This window comes from Alteromonas sp. RKMC-009 (assembly GCF_003584565.2).
Taxonomy (GTDB): domain Bacteria; phylum Pseudomonadota; class Gammaproteobacteria; order Enterobacterales; family Alteromonadaceae; genus Alteromonas.
The window spans coordinates 3,760,970-3,778,193 of sequence record NZ_CP031010.1 but is presented as its reverse complement, the minus strand read 5'-3'; the positions used below and the strand labels follow the sequence as shown (position 1 = coordinate 3,778,193).

13 protein-coding genes are annotated in these 17,224 nt (G+C 49.8%); 9 read left to right on the top strand and 4 right to left on the bottom strand.

What is annotated here, in order from left to right:
* Window positions 1–14 precede the first annotated feature (14 nt).
* On the bottom strand, window positions 15–599 hold the full coding sequence (locus DS731_RS16690) for a gluconate 2-dehydrogenase subunit 3 family protein (RefSeq protein ID WP_119503466.1): 585 nt from the start codon (window positions 597–599) through the stop codon (window positions 15–17).
* A gap of 544 nt (window positions 600–1,143) precedes the next feature.
* Between DS731_RS16690 and DS731_RS16685 the strand changes: the two genes are divergently transcribed.
* From DS731_RS16685 to DS731_RS16665, 5 genes are all read left to right on the top strand, one after another.
* Window positions 1,144–4,155 carry a TonB-dependent receptor gene (locus DS731_RS16685; protein ID WP_119502397.1) on the top strand — a complete coding sequence of 1,004 codons (3,012 nt, stop codon included), beginning with the start codon at window positions 1,144–1,146 and terminating at the stop codon, window positions 4,153–4,155.
* Between the two features lie 130 nt (window positions 4,156–4,285).
* Window positions 4,286–5,275 carry a LacI family DNA-binding transcriptional regulator gene (locus DS731_RS16680; protein WP_119502396.1) on the top strand — a complete coding sequence of 330 codons (990 nt, stop codon included), beginning with the start codon at window positions 4,286–4,288 and terminating at the stop codon, window positions 5,273–5,275.
* Window positions 5,276–5,320: 45 nt separating this feature from the next.
* Window positions 5,321–7,243: a sialate O-acetylesterase gene (locus DS731_RS16675; protein WP_232373395.1), complete on the top strand. Its 1,923-nt coding sequence runs from the start codon at window positions 5,321–5,323 to the stop codon at window positions 7,241–7,243.
* A 110-nt stretch (window positions 7,244–7,353) separates the two neighbouring features.
* Entirely contained in the window at window positions 7,354–9,165 is a 1,812-nt protein-coding gene (locus DS731_RS16670) for a sodium:solute symporter family protein (RefSeq protein ID WP_119503464.1), read from the top strand.
* Between the two features lie 71 nt (window positions 9,166–9,236).
* Window positions 9,237–10,328 carry an acyltransferase family protein gene (locus DS731_RS16665; RefSeq protein WP_119502395.1) on the top strand — a complete coding sequence of 364 codons (1,092 nt, stop codon included), beginning with the start codon at window positions 9,237–9,239 and terminating at the stop codon, window positions 10,326–10,328.
* Window positions 10,329–10,383: 55 nt separating this feature from the next.
* Here DS731_RS16665 and DS731_RS16660 read toward each other — a convergent pair whose 3' ends face one another.
* Window positions 10,384–10,944 (bottom strand): DUF3237 domain-containing protein, encoded by a 561-nt coding sequence (locus tag DS731_RS16660; protein ID WP_119502394.1) that lies wholly within the window; start codon window positions 10,942–10,944, stop codon window positions 10,384–10,386.
* A gap of 81 nt (window positions 10,945–11,025) precedes the next feature.
* Here DS731_RS16660 and DS731_RS16655 point away from each other — a divergent pair, with 81 nt between their 5' ends.
* Window positions 11,026–11,601, top strand: a complete 576-nt coding sequence (locus DS731_RS16655; protein ID WP_119502393.1) for a uracil-DNA glycosylase family protein — start codon at window positions 11,026–11,028, stop codon at window positions 11,599–11,601.
* A 171-nt stretch (window positions 11,602–11,772) separates the two neighbouring features.
* Window positions 11,773–13,845, top strand: coding sequence for a putative bifunctional diguanylate cyclase/phosphodiesterase (locus tag DS731_RS16650; protein ID WP_119502392.1), 2,073 nt, complete (start codon window positions 11,773–11,775; stop codon window positions 13,843–13,845).
* Here the strand turns inward: DS731_RS16650 and DS731_RS16645 are convergent.
* Window positions 13,842–14,777 (bottom strand): MaoC family dehydratase, encoded by a 936-nt coding sequence (locus DS731_RS16645; RefSeq protein ID WP_119502391.1) that lies wholly within the window; start codon window positions 14,775–14,777, stop codon window positions 13,842–13,844. The genes DS731_RS16650 and DS731_RS16645 overlap by 4 nt on opposite strands.
* Before the next feature lie 93 nt (window positions 14,778–14,870).
* Window positions 14,871–15,527 carry a 4'-phosphopantetheinyl transferase family protein gene (locus DS731_RS16640; RefSeq protein WP_232373394.1) on the bottom strand — a complete coding sequence of 219 codons (657 nt, stop codon included), beginning with the start codon at window positions 15,525–15,527 and terminating at the stop codon, window positions 14,871–14,873.
* A 192-nt stretch (window positions 15,528–15,719) separates the two neighbouring features.
* Between DS731_RS16640 and DS731_RS16635 the strand changes: the two genes are divergently transcribed.
* Entirely contained in the window at window positions 15,720–15,983 is a 264-nt protein-coding gene (locus DS731_RS16635; RefSeq protein ID WP_119502389.1) for a phosphopantetheine-binding protein, read from the top strand.
* A 62-nt stretch (window positions 15,984–16,045) separates the two neighbouring features.
* Window positions 16,046–17,224: a beta-ketoacyl-ACP synthase gene (locus DS731_RS16630; protein ID WP_119502388.1), complete on the top strand. Its 1,179-nt coding sequence runs from the start codon at window positions 16,046–16,048 to the stop codon at window positions 17,222–17,224.

Genomic DNA, 17,224 nt, shown 5'->3' with positions numbered 1-17,224 from the left:
TTCGGTACTTCCGGCTAGTAATAAGCTTTAGAGCTGTAAGCGCTGCCCACAGAGGCGAGAGGCACTGAGCCTTTAAATCCGCCGGGTACAGGCAGGTAGGTCAGTTCTTTTGTCGCGCCCGGCTGAGATGTGTAATAACCAAACACGATCAGGCTTTTAAGGAACTTGAACGTGCCCTTTTGATCGGCAGAAAAGGGGGCTTCTGCTTTCTCCAGGGCAGTTAACAAGCGCAATTGGGACGCTTCGTTCAAGAGGGAAAACTGTTTAGCGCCAAAGGATGTGGCGTTCTTATTAATGCTGGCAAGCAGTGCGATAGCTGACTGCTGTTCCTCTTCGCCGTACACCACACTTAACTGATGATCGATAAAGTGGTGACACATGACCTCAGCAGCACCAGGTGTGCTGGTTTGAGGAATTGTCAGCGCGCAAATCCGGCGCAGGGTTTCTAATGCATTGACGCTCAATAATGCCGGTGATGCCGCAGTGGCATCGCCTCTGAAGTGCTGAGCGGCAGCGATGGCATTGCCGCTTAACAGGGATGTTGCGCCAATGCCCCCTACAGCGGTAAGTGTTTTAAGAAGTTGTCTTCGATTCATCATGGGTCTTGAAAATCCAACTGGTGTCCGGAACGTTTTATTTTTGTGATGCTGTGTAAATTGATTTAACAATTTGCGGTGTACCTTAGCGCATTTATGTAACCGGTTTCAATAATTTCTGTGTATTGTTGTTAGATTTACTTTTAACTTATTGAATAATAAATTTTTTATTAGTGTTTGGTGTGGTTTTTGTTACTGATAACGGTTTCTTAAATTGAATAGTGTTCCGTTATTTCGTCTGAAAAATAAAACCATTCATCGTGAGGCTTTTCAGACTTAACCTGGCTTTTGAGGGTATGGTAATCCGCCTTTTTAGTAAGGGTTTTTTAGGTTAAGTTTAAGAATTATATGGTTTTTTAAATTATGTTAATTACGTGAGTATACTGTCTGAAATTTAGGTTGTGCTGTAAAATTGCTGTTATTGAAAAGTAAGTTTTAATGTAATAGATTGCCTCTGACTGAAAACGGTTACATTACGGGTGTGGTATCGGGAGGACACGAAATTGCACCCTTTTTAAGAAAATTTTTTCGCAATTAGGGACCAGAGATGAAAGAGACATTTGCCGGAAAACATGGCGTGAAACGTTCGGTGTTGGCATTGTGCGTACTAGCGGCCATCCAACCTGTAACAGCCTTCGCACAAGAGACAGAAGTACCTGACGAAAGTGATATCGAAGTGATTAACGTCAGCGGTATCCGCGGCTCTCAGGAAGCTTCCATTTTCAACAAACGAACGGCAGCCACTGTTGTAGACTCTATTGCTGCAACCGATATCGGTAAATTGCCGGATGTAACAATTTCAGACTCTTTGCAGCGTATTTCCGGTGTGCAAATTCGCCGTACTGCGGGTGAGGGTGGTTCACTCAATATCCGGGGATTACCTCAGGTAGTCACTCAGCTGAACGGTGAACAGTATCTTGGTGCAAACTCTGTTGTATCCACTCAACCTAACTTCAGCGATATCCCGTCACCTCTGTTCCGTGGTGCTGATGTATTTAAAAATGCCACAGCCAATCTGGGCAATGCCGGTATCACCGGTACTGTTAACTTAAAAACTTATCGTCCGTTTGATTTTGAAGAAGGCTCTACCTTCAGCGGTGCAGCAGAAATGCAACGTGGCGATGAAACTAAAAAGAACGATCCTAATTTATCTGCATTGTATAACTGGCAGAACGGCGATGTGGGTTTCATGATCTCCGGTACCTACGCCAATGTGAATCTGGCTAACTCGTATAATGGTATCAATACCGGCAGCCCGGGCGATGCCGGCTGGACCGACCGCACCAGTGCTGCGGAAGTTGGCGTGGACGGCCGTGATGGCCGCGTTATCTTAGGTTCACAAGGTTTTTCTGCCTGGAATCAGGGCACTGAACGTGAGCGTCTGGGCCTGAACACATCCATGCAGGTTGATTTGGGTGAAGGTTTTGTTTTCACCGCAGATGTATTCTACACCGAGCAGGAAGAATACAACCGTAAAGTCGGTTTAAGTGCAACCAACAAGTGGGGCCCCCGCGGCTGGTTTACGCCAACGCAGGAACGTGCCACCGGTGCAATGATTGACGGCGGCGAAATGTATTCCTGGCAAACGGCTGAACTGTACCCGTCACGTCTGAAGTCATTCACTCAGAATGATGTGTACAACAACAGTTCTACCAACATTAACCTGCAATTAGATTACGATAACGGCGGCGCATTCAGTGGTCAGTTCCGTGCAATTATCGGGCGTGCCTCGCAGGAACACCGTCACGGTTATAACGAAGGCGATATGACCAACGGGTCAACCACGCTGGGTCGTACAACTAACCTCGTTCCTTCTGACAAGTGCGGACCCGATGATGTGGTTGTGGGCGATGACGGCGGCTGTCTGCAAGCTATCAATGCAATGGGCTACAGCGAAAATCCGCATCTGACTTATGACACTACCGGTGAGCACCCTGTGTGGAGTGGCTTTGACCGTTCACTGGCCGGCGGCCTTGGCGACGGCGCGACTATTGCCGATTACATGGGCAATTTGTCCAGCTACAACATCGGCGCGTTCAGCTCTGAGAACAATGAAAACTCAGAAGGCGACATCAACGCCTTTAGCATGAAAGGCAAATATTTGTTCGACAGCGGTTACGTGACCAGCATCGAAGGCGGTATCCGCTATGGTAAACGCAGCGCAGACTACGGGCGTTATCACCTGTTTTCACCGGTACAAACCGCCGGCTGTATGGCACAGTGGAAAGCGACAGACGTACTGCTGAATGCTGATGCACCAGCGTGTTCAGACGGCGAGATGGTAAACGGCGAATTCATGCCTTATGCCGCTCTGGAAAGCATTCCTCTTGATCAGTACAACAACGTGGTACAGGTCACAGACTTCGGCCCTGTCTCCGGTATTCCTGCAATCTGGGCGGTTGATCCTGCAGATTACGATGATCCTGAAGCCTTCCATAACCGCGTATTCGGTGAGTCGGTAAAACAAATCGTTCCCGGTTCCAGCTTCAGCGCTGATGTAGCTGAGTTAAGCTACTTCCTGCAGGCAAACTTCGAAGGTATGGACGGTTTACTGACTGGTAACGTGGGTATTCGTGTTATTGAAACTGACCTTACAGTGAAGCAGAACATTGCCGGTGACAACCTGCCTTACAGTGGTACCGCTATTGATACAGGCGATGTGGTTTCAAGCCGTGACTATACTGATGTGTTACCAACACTGAACCTGTCTTACAGCATAACGGACAACGTAATTGCACGTTTTGCCTATTCAGAAAACATGACACCGCTTAACCTGAATCAGTACGGTGAAGGTTTAACGTTAAGTAATGCGTTAGATTCAGTAGAAGGCAGCCCGACACAAGGTCAGTTCATTGTGACCGGTGGTAGCCTGGCGGGTAACCCGCAGCTTGATCCATGGCGCTCGACTAACTACGACGTGTCGTTAGAATGGTATCCCGGTCAGGCCAGTATGGTATCTGCTGCACTATTCCGTGTTGAAATTGACAGCTTCACTGTGAACCAGACGGTAGACATGGAAATGCCTGATGCGGACGGTATCGTGCGTCGCAGCGTACCAATCACTACGCTGGTTCAGGGTGACGGTGGTACACTGGAAGGTTTCGAAATCGGTGCGAAAATCGCGTTCAGTGATTTCATTGAAGGTGACTCTCTGTTAGCCAGCTTCGGTATGGATACTAACTTCACTTATTCACCCAGTGAAGGTTCCGGTACTGACATTTACGGCGAAGAGAATATGTTTAACGACAACTCTGAGCGCCAGTTTAACGTTATCGGCTGGTATCAGGGCGACCGTTTTGAAGCTCGTATTGCTTACAACTACCGTAGCGAACGCTTAGCCGGTCAGGGGGGTTGGGGAGCACTGAACCTTTATCAGGCGCCGACATCTTATGTGGACATTTCTGCCAGCTACGACATTGACGAGAACTTTTCTGTGTATGCGCAGGGCTCGAACATCACTGGCGAGTACGAAGATTATTACCTGCAATGGGAAGATCAGTACGCCTTCCAGAACTACTATGAAACCCGCTACATCGTGGGCGTAAGAGCGAAGTTCTGAGCGTAAGCAGAAAGTCGTGAAGCGGGGGTACGATTAGTACCCCCGATGTTTTACACTGCATGAATTATTAAAAAAGCGTGAAGGGAGTTTGTTGAATTCCCTTACCCTTCCAGCGTAGAAAGTATCGACTATGGCCACTATCCGTGATGTTTCCAGAGAGTCAGGCTTATCAATAGCCACCGTTTCAAGAGCTATCAGTAACCCTGAAATGGTCTCAAAGCAAAGTCTCCGCCGTGTGAATCAGGCGATAGAGAAATTGCAGTACCGGCCAAATCTCACCTCTCAAAAATTTCGCTTACAGCGCACTAACACCATTGTGGTGCTGGTACCTAACATTGCAAACCTGTTCTTCGCCCAGTTAATCAGTGGCGTTGAAGATACGGCTGCAAAACATGGTTTTAATGTGTTGCTCGGTGATACCCGTGACAGTGCCAGCCGGGAGCAGGAATTTATTCAACTGGTGGAAACCCGTCAGGCGGACGGATTAATTCAGCTGACTCCCCACAATGACAAAGCTGTTTTGCCTATTAAAGATGTAAAAGCCGTGAATGCGGCCGGCTGTGCCGGTACCCCTTACTATTCTGTTCGCATCGACAATGAAGAAGCCGCTGCCAAAATGGTGACGTATCTGGTCAGTCAGGGCCACCGCCGCATCGGTATGATTTCCGGCCTGAAAGACAACCTTCACTCCATGGCCAGGCAGGATGGTTACAAACAGGCGCTGGAGAATGCCGGCATTGCCTTTGATGAAGAGCTGGTGGTTGAAGGCGACTTTTCCTTCTGGTCCGGATTTAATGCAGTGAAGCATTTCGTCAATATGGACGAGCGGCCTACGGCGCTTTTCTGTGCTAACGATGAAATGGCAATCGGTGCACTTAAGGGCTTGAAAGAGAAAGGTCTGAAAGTGCCGGATGACATTTCTGTCACCGGATTTGACGATCTGGATATGGCCAATTACTGCGATCCTCCATTGACCACCATCAGGCAACCTGCTGTGAGAATGGGGGAAGAAGCTGCCGAATTGCTGTTCCGCATAATTGAAGGTGAACAGCCGAAACTTACCGAATACATTTTACCGTTTGAAATCATTATCCGGGAAAGCACGCGGGCTGTTAAATAGCACTCTTCTTGCTGCGTGCACGCCGGTTAACCTCAGGAAATTAAAATGAAAAAAAGCCTTTTGTGCATGACACTATCCCTTGTCATGTCAGTGCACGCATCTGCAGCAGAAATAGCGACGTTATTTACTGATCACATGGTGTTACAGCGTGACAAACCGGTCAATGTGTGGGGCACAGGTGCGCCCGGCGAAACTGTCCGTGTTGTGATAAATAACGTGGAACAAACCACAACGGTAACAGCTTCCGGGAACTGGACCCTTTCGTTACCGGCACAAGCAAAAGGCGGCCCTTATACTCTTTCTGTGCAGGGCGATAATACCTTGTCATTTGATGATGTGTGGTACGGCGATGTGTGGATCGCCGCCGGGCAATCCAACATGGAATGGGACTTAAAAGACCACGTCACGGGTAATGAAAAAGCACTGGCTGAAGCCGGTAATGCACGCATTCGCCTTTATGACGTGCCAAATACCCTGTCGCCGGAAGTGCAGACCACATTGCCTGACAGCAAGTGGCTGGTCGCCAATGCCAGCACTGCCGGTGCATCCTCTGCCGTGGCCTGGTTTTTTGCTGAAAAAGTCTCATCAGAAGAAGATGTAATGGTGGGCATTATTGAAAGCAACTGGGGCGGCACACCGGCAGAAGCCTGGATTGATTTGGCGACGGTTGAAACTGTGCCCGGCTACCGGGAACAGGCTGAAGCAGTAAAAGGTAACCCTGACTGGGCAAAAACGCTGCGTGATAACGACACGCGAAATACCGAAAAGTGGCGTCGTATCGACAGCGAAGCCGTAGCACTGGCTACCGGTGCGGCTGAGGTTGATTTCGATGACAGTCAATGGCCTGAAGTCACTCTGCCGAACAGTACACCGTTTACTGAATTTACCTGGTTGCGGCATACCTTCACGCTGACAGACGATGATTTGTCAAAACCTGTCACGATTAATGTGGGTGACATTGTTCAGAACGCTTTTGTGTTTATTAACGGTCACGTGATTGCGAAAGAAGACTGGCGCAATGGTGATTCACTGCATCACCTGCCTGAAAAGTGGCTGCGGCGGGGAAAAAACGTATTCGCTATCCGGGTGACGAACGACTGGGATAACAAAGCCTATGTGGGCCGGCCGGCACAAATCTGGCGCGAAGTCGGCACTGAGAAAGTTGATATATCCGGACAATGGCGGGGCACTAATACCATTGAACCCCCTGTTCCTGAGGTAGAAAACTACACCTTCACTCCCGGGTTTTTGTATAACGCGATGATAAACCCCTTGCTACCTTACCGGGTAAAAGGCGTTATCTGGTATCAGGGCGAAAGCAATGTCGATCGTCAGGAATACTACGCAGACTTATTTAAAACACTGATCAGGACATGGCGTAAAAAGGCGGATGACGACACATTTCCATTCCTGTTTGTGCAGCTTTCAGCATTTTTGAAACCACAGGCTTTACAGCCTGACAGTGCATGGGCTTACCTGCGGGATGCACAAAAGGAAACCTTATCTCTGCCGGATACCGGCATGGCTGTGTCTATTGATGTGGGTAATCCGGACGACATTCATCCTAAAAACAAGCGGCCTGTGGGCGAGAGGTTATGGCGTCAGGCGGCCCGGCAGGCTTACGGCCATCAGGATATCGTAACGTCAGGGCCGGACTTTTCAGGTATGGATATTGAAGGCGATAAAGTGACGTTACGTTTCAGCAATGCTGAGGGCCTGACAACAACAGAAGGTAACGCACCTGCAGGCTTTATTATCGCCGGTGAAGATAAGCGGTTCTTTCTTGCTGACGCGGAACTGGACGGTGAGACGATTATATTAACTAATGCGAATGTGAAGAAACCTGTTGCCGTGCGTTATGCCTGGGCTGATTATCCGGTCGTGAATCTGGTGAACGGGGAAGGCTTACCCGCAGTACCTTTCAGAACGGACAACTGGCCCGCTACATCTGTAACGGCAGGGCAGTAGCGTCACACCGTTTGACGGGTTACATTCGTTAATACATTGTTTATTGACGACAACCGGTTTCAAAAAGGTAAAATGGTGACTGAGCCTCACCGGCCTTAATGGAACATGCTATGAAGTTGTCGTCTTTTGACGTTCTCGTCATTGCTGGCTATCTCTGTGTTGTCATTCTGCTTGGAATGGGAATAGCCAGATTTAACAAAAAAAACACAACAGATTATTTTCTCGGCCAGAATAAAATCCCCTGGCCGTTCCTCGGGCTGTCCAATGCCTCAGGCATGTTCGATATCAGTGGCACCATGTGGATGGTGTACCTGCTTTTTATCTATGGTTTGAAAAGCGTATTCATTCCATGGCTCTGGCCCAGTTTTAACCAAATTTTTCTTATGATTTTCCTTTCCATCTGGCTGCGCAGATCGGGTGTGATGACGGGCGCAGAATGGATACGGTTCCGGTTTGGCGAAGGGCGGGGTGCCACGCTGAGCCATATCATTGTTGTTGTATTTGCGTTGATCAGTGTGCTGGGGCTTCTCGCTTACGGATTCACCGGTATCGGCAAATTCGCTGCGGCCTTCCTGCCCTGGCAGTTAAGTGCAGATGTCAGGCTTAACGAAGTGCTTTACGGCGCTTTGATCACCGGGTTTACCGCGCTTTATGTTGTGCGCGGTGGCATGGTGAGTGTGGTCTACACCGAGGTGTTACAGTTTTTAGTCATGACAGCGGCCTGCATTGCCATCGGTGTGATTGCAATGATGCAGGTTTCTCCGGATATGCTGGCTGCGGTGGTGCCTGAGGGATGGACATCACTGTCGTTTGGCTGGCAACTGGATTTGGACTGGCAAACGTTGTTGCCTGAGGCTAATGAACGGATTGCCGGTGACGGTTATTCACTGTTTTCGCTTTTCATTATGCTGGGGCTTTTCAAAGGCATTTTGCAAAGTCTGGCCGGGCCGGCGCCTAACTTTGATATGCAGCGTATTCTTGCTGCGCGCACACCGTCAGAGGCGGCTAAGATGAGCGGTTTTGTCAGTATTGTACTGTTATTTCCCCGCTACATGATGGTCACCGGGCTCACCGTACTGGCGCTGGTTTATCTCACGCCGGCTTTAAATCAAATGGACAGCGCTGCAGATTTCGAGCAAATATTACCGCTGACCCTGGCCAATTTTATTCCGTCCGGTCTGCTGGGGCTCATTATTGCAGGGCTGCTGGCAACTTTCATGTCTACCTTTGCTGCCACATCAAACGCCGCACCGGCCTACGTGGTCAACGATATTTATAAACGCTACATCAATCCTGATATACCGGAAAGAAAGGCGTTGAAACTCAGCTATCTGGTGTCTGTTCTTTTCATCGTCTGCGGTTCGTTACTCGGGTTGTTTGTACCGTCACTGAACAGCATGGTGATGTGGCTGGTGTCTGCGTTATACGGTGGTTATACGGCAGCGAATGTACTGAAGTGGTACTGGTGGCGTTTCAATGGCATGGCTTTCTTTTGCGGCATGACGGCGGGAATTATTCTGTCGGTCTTTCTTATGTTCACCGATATCCAGCCGTTGTATGCGTTCCCGTTTTTATTCGGTTTCTGCTTGCTGGTGTGCATTGGCGTCAGCCTGCTCACCCGACCGGATGATATAGGAGTGCTGAAGGCGTTCTATCAGAAAACCCGTCCCTGGGGCTGGTGGCAGCCGGTCGTGCGGGCACTGCAGGAAGATGGCGTCGCAATAACTGCGAACAACCAGTTTAAAAAAGATGCCGCTAATGTGGTGGTGGGTGTTGTCTGGCATACAGCATTAACCGCAGCACCAATCTTTATGGTCATTAAAGCCTGGGAACCCTTTGTTGTCAGCCTGTCAGTGATAGCCCTGTGCACAGCGTGGCTAAAAATATTCTGGTGGGATCCGCTCAAGCGCACGGTGGAGTGACAAGAGGTTGTATATGGTAAAGTCACGGTTTACTCTGCGTTCAGAATAGTAACAATGTTCAGGAACAACTAATGAACAAAGGATTGTCTGTATACCTTGAGATGGTCAGGGTAGTTGCCACCTTTCTGGTACTGCTGTCTCACGCCGGTCACTTCGGGCCATTATGGCTTCAGGATATTCTCGGAGAAGCCCGCCTGGGCAGAGATGGCGTGGTATTGTTTTTCGTGCTCAGCGGGTTTGTTATAACCTGGTGCGGGAAAGAGAAAGATAAAAACCTGTATTCCTTCGCCACCAACCGGATGGCGCGGATTTACTCTGTGGCTGTGCCCGGTCTGCTGCTGGGAATCATTGCCAGCCTTATTCATACATCTGTTCAGGGCGAACCGGTAGACTACACCATCAACAAAGCCTGGTTGTACTATCCTATTTTTCTGACTTTTTATTCCCAGTCGTGGCTGGGATTCCTGTTCCCCGCCGGAAACTTCCCGTACTGGTCGCTAAGTTATGAAGTCTGGTATTACGTATTTATTGCCGTGGTGCTTTATGCAAACCGCTACCGCTGGTTACTCATTTTCGCAGTAGTTTTGATCATGGGACCGTATATTGCGCTGTTTCTGCCGTTGTGGGGAATGGGCGCATTGCTGTATGTGTGCAAAGATAAATACACGCCGGGCCGGGGCACGGCGTTATTCCTGTTTGCTGCAACTTTACTCGGATTTATTGCAACAAAGGTAACTGCTTTTGATTCTGTGCTGGATGAATTTAATCATTATGTACTCGGCTCGCCGCCTAAATTTATTCCTGCCAAGCAGTTTCTGGGGGATTATTTTCTGGCTCTGCTGGCAGTCGTGAATTTTTACAGTGCATACCATCTGCGTATCAGGATTGGTGAGCTGGCAACCAAAGCTGTGAAAGCGCTGGCTTGTTTCTCCTTCAGTATTTATCTGTACCACACTCCGCTATTTCTACTGTTATCTCTGGTGCCGTTTTTCCATGATGCAGCCAGCTGGACCAGCTACATTCTTGCTGTCGTCTTCGCATTGGTCGCCTGCCGGGTGCTGGCATCGTTCACTGAGCTGAAGAAAAAGCCGTTGAAGGCGGCCATTGACCGGACCGCAGACCACCTGCTTAAAATCAGCAAACGGAAAGTCACAGCAAAATAATAAGGTTGATTAGGAGGCGCAGAGGGATTCTCTGCGCTCAGCTTGAGGATGGTGGTTACTTAACGCGGTAGAAATGCAGGACGACGCTGTTGGCTTTTCGCATACCGGTGGACACGATAACTGACTTATTCAGCCAGGCGTAGGGACTGTCCGAAGCGACTTCCAGCTTTGCGGCAGTACGCATATAGTAAGACGCTGCTGGCATGTCTTCTCCTTTAGCCAGTCTGGCCAGCACTTCCGGTGAAGCGGTGCGGATCCCTTCATTATGCACATAGATGATCTCGCCGGAGTCGGTTTGCAGGCTGTAATCCGCCACCAGATCTGCGGTTCCGTCCTTTCTCACTGTCTGCCAGTCGGCGCCGCCTCCCAACACCTTTCCGTTGAGTTCGGGGCCGCGAAATTCACCGCCATTAATGCCGATAATCCGGCGTTTACCGTATCGTGTCTCACCGACTTCAAGGGGCGGATCAAGTGTTACAACGGCTTCAAAAAGAAACTCAAACTCCGGAGCCGGAATGTCAGCATACTGATGTGAATCTTTTGCATTGGCTGCCAGAGGAAACAACGAGAATGTTATGATGGCGGCTGACAAGTATTTCTTGAGTAGCGAAGTCATGGATATGTCCTTATTATTTGATGGTTTTTCAGGCAGGTTCATAGTGCCAGAGTTTGAAGTTTATGCAATCAGTGTGGATCTATGACTGAAACGGAACCGGCCAAATTATTCAGTGACATACACCGTTGCACGCTGTGTTCAGGGTTATTACCCCATGCTCCCCGACCGGTAGTGCAACTGCATGCTGAAGCGAAAATTGTGATTGTCGGACAGGCACCCGGCATCAAAGCTCACGAAAGCCACCAACCCTGGAATGACGCCAGTGGCGATAAACTTCGCCTCTGGCTCGGGGTGAACCGGTCAGCATTTTATTCGTCTTTATTTACTCACCTGCCCATGGCATTTTGCTTTCCGGGCTACAAGAATGGTGCAGATGCACCACCGCCTAAAATCTGTTCTGCCACCTGGCACAAACCGGTTCTCGATCAGTTGTCACCTGAACTCATGATCCATATCGGGCGCTACTCACAGCAATATTATTTTCCTGAGTACAAAACCTTAACTGATGCAGTAGAACAAACAGCTTCATCAGGTTCGGATGCTGTGGTGCTGCCCCATCCGTCAGGCCGGAATAACCGGTGGCTGGCGAGGCATCCCTGGTTTGAAAACAGGGTGCTGCCTTTACTCAGAGAGAAGGTTGCAGCGATCCTTGCCTGACGCTCGTCACAGGCCGGCCGGGCAGGCTTGTATGATGGAAACGTATGAAACCACATATCCATGTTGATCACCGGGCATTTTTCCTTCCCGCATAGCTTATTAGACTTAAGTCTAATTTCCGGTGTTGTGTCCACCGGACAACTGACCCGCCGGTTAAAAAAAGGAAAGAACATGGATGCACAATATCACCCCGGACTTGTTGCGCTCTCACTTGGTGTCGCATTCATTGCTTCCCTGACGGCGCTGGATATGGCGGGACGCCTGCGTGCGACTAAAGGCATCGCCTCACATTTATGGCTGACCGGTGGCGCGTTTTCCATGGGCGTCGGGATCTGGTCGATGCATTTTATCGGCATGCTGGCAATGGATATGTCCACGCATGTGATGTACGACATTCCCCTTACCCTGGTATCTTTTCTGGCAGCCATTCTCACTTCAGGCCTGGCGCTGGCGGTGGTTCGTAACGGTAGCCCGACAGCCGGACGGCTGGCGGCTGGTGCTCTGCTGATGGGAGCCGGCGTGTGCATCATGCATTATGTGGGAATGGAAGCCATGCAAATGCATGGTGAACTGAGTTATGACCCGCTAATTTTTGCCTGCTCGGTGCTCATCGCTGTAGGCGCGTCTGCTGCTGCACTCTGGTTAGTGTTCAGCCTGAACCCGGTCGCTAATCAACGTCCTTCCTTCTGGTTTCGGGTAGCTGCCGGTATGGTGATGGCTGTGGGGATTGCCGGTATGCACTACACCGGTATGGCGGCAACCATTTATCCTGAAGGCATGCATATGATGCCGGTGGATGGCTTGTCTCCCGGCAGGCTGGCTGTGTCAGTGGCCTCGGTATCGGTGAGCATTATGCTGAGTGCTCTGGTGCTGTCTATCTACGATACTCACCTGACATCGAAAAACGCCCAACTGGCGGCGTCGCTGAGTGATGCAAACCGTGAACTGAAAAGCATGGTCTACCGTGATTCGCTGACTACGCTCCCTAACCGGTTGCACTTTGAAGAAAAAATCGAGGAATTACTGCAACAGGGCAGTGACTCCTTCAGCGTGTTTTTCGTCGACCTGGACCATTTCAAGAATGTGAATGACTCGCTGGGCCATCATGTGGGTGACTTATTGATCAGGCAATCGGCAGACCGGTTACGTGCAGCGGTCAGGGAAACGGATCTGGTTGCCAGGGTTGGCGGCGATGAGTTTATGGTGCTCATTCAGGGCAATCCGTCCCGTAAAGTGGCGGAAAGTCTGGCGTTTCGCATTGTTGAGTCTCTGCAGCAACCATTTCAGATTGAAGACATGCTGGTTCACGTATCCAGCAGCGTGGGCGTGAGCATGTATCCTGATCACGCTGCACAGAAACATGAACTGATGATTTACGCCGATGCTGCCATGTATGCGGCGAAAAAGTCTGGCAGAAACAATTATGTGTTTTATCAGGAAAATATGACCAGCGGTACAGAGCGCCGGAGCAAAATGGATGAACGTCTAAGACTGGCTTTATTAAACGACGGCCTGAGTCTGGCGTACCAGCCTAAAGTGGAGGTAAGCACAGGCAAAGTCACCGGTGTGGAAGCACTGGTCCGCTGGCAGGATGACGTACTGGGAACGGTTACGCCGGATGAACTGATCCCGTTTGCTGAAGATTCGAATCTTATCTTGCCGTTGGGTGAGTGGGTACTCAGAAAAGCGTGTCAGTTTTCAGCAAACTGGGAAAAGGAGTTTGGTGTGGCGCTGCCTATTGCAGTGAATATTTCAGCGCTGCAACTGAGTCACAGAGGTTTTGTGGAATCAGTAAAATTAATTTTAGAGGAAACCGGTCTGGCAGCGAACCGTCTTGAACTTGAGCTGACGGAGAGCACCCTGGTGAAGGATCCCAAATACGCGCAGGGCGTTATGTCGGCCTTACGGGATGCCGGGGTGTCGTTATCCATCGACGATTTCGGAACAGGTTATTCCAATCTGGCCCAGCTACGCCGGTTCCCTATCGACCGCCTGAAGATTGATAAGAGCTTTATGTCGGAAGCGGTATTTAATGATCAGGATGCAGCTATCGTGAAATCGGTCATTGCGCTGGCAAAAATACTGAACCTGAAAGTGACTACCGAAGGTATTGAAACCGAAGAACAGCTGGAATTTATCCGTTCACTGAACGGGCAGGAATATCAGGGCTATTATTACAGCAAAGCCCTGCCGGCAGACGAACTCAAAACCTTACTACTTAAAAAACTGGCGCAGGCCAGTTAATTTCGCGGGTTAGCCGGTATGTGTTGTAACGGTGCGCCGATGCGTCCGCACAGCACTACCTGCTTCCTGCGAACTGCCTGCTTGTCCCGCAGTTCGAAAGACACTTCAGACACTTCACTGCCTTCGATACTTTCTTCCCCGTTGCTGTTAAGCCGCATTTCAGACGGCAACAGCACGGGATACCTGAACGCATTGGTAACAGAAAAAGCATGCTGCCCCGTCGCTGTTGCATCGCTCAGCGTTGAGATGCATCGTGCAAGCACATGAGTGCCATGGGCAATGGCGTGTTTAAAGCCAAACAGCCTGGCACACCAGCGGTAAAGATGAATAGGGTTATAGTCGCCGCTGATACGGGCGTACCGGCGTCCTGCAGCGGCGTCAAAGTTCATTACAGAGGTGGCTGTAAAGGTTTTTTCAGGCCCTGAGACATATGCACCGTCACTTTCCGGGGTCTGTTTCAGCACGCCGGAAGCGCCCCTGTATAGATACGTACTGGTAATTTGCTGACGCACAATATCCTGCTGGGTCACTGTCAGCATCACGTCAATGGCAATGCCCCGCGGATGAAGACGTACATCACTGAAATGACAAGTAATCTCCATGTCTTCTGCATTCAGCGGCAAAAGTTGATTTATGGTATTTTCTGTATGCACCAGCCCCATCAGCGGAAAAGGCGACGCGTTAGCGGTAAGTACGTCGATGTGCAGTGACAACCCCAAAAAGAGAGGAAAGCAGGGATGCAGGGTATCGTATTGCCAGTGATGAAGGCGGTTAAAGGCCCGGGATGCACGGATGACCCGCCGGGCAGGAAAATGCTGAATTCGACGGATGTCTGGCAACCCGGGTGAACGCTGCTCCGTGATACACCGGTCCAACAGAGGCTTGTCGGCTTTTTTGAAGGCCGCTTTCAGAGCCTGTTTAACATGCTGCACTGCGAACTCCTTTATCAACAGTGTTTTCTTTACGCCGGCGCTACGTTAACGCAATTTTACCGCCGTGGCACGGGATAATCACTGGCTGCCAAATCAATCGAAGACCAGGCGTTGCCGTTTAACCGTGATATCCCTTTCATTTATTTTTTCAACGGCAAGGGCCATGCTGTAATCCTGCCTGTAAAACTCACAACTGAATAGCCAGTGCCGGCCGCTGGTCTGAGAACCCGCAGTTGTCACTACCTCAGGCTGCAAAGAATCAATACCGGAAAAGTAAAAGCTGTCTCCGGCAATGGCCATACCTTTACCCTCCGCTTTGATGAAAGCTTCCTTTAAAGACCAGAGTGTATAGAAGCGATACATGATGTCTGCATCGCCCTTTGCCGCTGAGATTACATCACGTTCACACGGGTGAAAGTAAAAATCCGCCAGTTCATTAAAATTGCGGGCGCTGTTCCTCCGTTCAATGTCGACACCGCACTCACGTCCACGGGTAATAGCAATTAAGATCAAGTCACCGGAATGGGAAAGATTAAAGTGCAGATCTTCCGGGTTTGTTGTGAGAAATGGTTTGCCGTGGCCGTTGACACTGAACCGCATGTCAGCCGGATCGCCGGCTTTCTGTAATCCGGCCAGAATGAGCCTGAGCGCACCGCGTGCTGCCAGAAAGCGGTGCTGGCTTTCCTGCTTGCGAAAACCTGCCATGCGCAGCTTTTCATCTTCAGACAAATACGACTGCAATTGAGACATGACATTTTTTTCATGTGTATCAGCAACATCAACGAGCCAGAGGTGTACCTCCTGATCACTGATGAATTTTGCCGGTTTTGAAGGGGTAAAATCGGAAAACATGCCGGTTTGCAGAAATAGTTTTTATTGTAACATTAGTTTAAACTAGCGCCCTTTCAGAGAGAAGCGTACATAGTAAGGACAGTATCAACTATGGCTACACAAACAGAATCCGAATTAAAAATGGCTCAGCTTTTGGTTGAAGCACTCAACCTTGAAGACATGGAAGCGGAAGAAATTGATCCGGAAGATCAATTATTCGGTGACGGTCTGGGACTCGATTCTATTGATGCGCTGGAAATTTCATTAGCGATATCAAAAGAATACGGCGTGCAAATTAAAGCTGAAGACGAAGGTACACGCGAAGCGTTCGAGACCTTACGCAGCTTAACCGCATTTGTTGAAAAGAATAAATAAAATCGGGCGGTTACCCTCGGATCGGCGGTAAATAAAGCTATTTGAGGGTTATCTTTGACGACATGAAAATAGATATCATCGATTACGAATCCTGTTCGGCGGCCGGGGTTAATCTCAGCGCCTTACGGACTTCGCTCAAACAGCACAAAAGCGGCCTGATTAAGAACAACCTGCCAGGTTCAGATCTGGACACCTGGATTGGCATTGTTGAGCAAATCAACGGGGTGGACGACCTGGGTCAATGGCAAAGCCGGAACAATGCCCTGGCTGCATTAGGTTATGAACAGGGCACGATTCGCCATACGGTTTCAGCGTTAATCAGCAAATACGGCGCTGCCCGCATTGGTTTAGTTATGGGATCGAGTACATCCAGTATCGACCGTACTGAAGAAGCCTATACCAAACTCAACAGCGACAATGAGTTAACCGAAGCTTTCAGGCAGCCGTTTGTGCATAATCCTCATGCACCTGCCTTGTTTGCTGCTCACCTTTCCGGCATCAAAGGCCCTTCACTCACGATTAACACCGCGTGCTCTTCTTCCGCCAAAGTGTTTGCCACCGGCGCCCGCTGGCTGGAAACCGGTATTGTTGATGCGGTGCTGGTAGGCGGCGTGGATACGCTGTGTCTGAGTGTGCTGCACGGTTTTAATTCGCTGCAGCTACTGTCGCCGAACCCGTGCAAGCCTTTCGATCAGCACCGCGATGGGATTAACCTGGGTGAAGCATCCGGTTTTGCCGTACTCCAGCGCGCGGGTGAAAATGACAACGGCCGGGGCATTACGCTGGCCGGTTATGGCGAAAGCTCAGATGCACACCATATGTCGCACCCGCATCCTGATGGATTAGGCGCCAGATTGTCGATGACACAGGCGCTGAAACGGGCGGCATTGTCTCCTGAGTCGGTGGACTACATTAACCTTCACGGCACATCCAGCCGGGCTAACGATTTAATTGAAGGAAAGCTGATTTCCGAATTGTTCCCTGCGTCTGTACGTTGTTCATCGACCAAAGCCTGGATGGGACATACCCTGGGCGCAGCCGGTATTACCGAAGCCATTATTGCCATGGACACCTTGCACACCAACGTGATCCCGGGTTCGAAGAACCTGGAAACGCTGGATGAGGCACTGGATTTATCCATTAAAGCCACAGACGAAGAGAAAGTGTGTCAGCACGTGATGACCAATTCATTCGGCTTCGGTGGTAATAACTGTACACTTTTGTTTAGCAGGGCAGAGTAA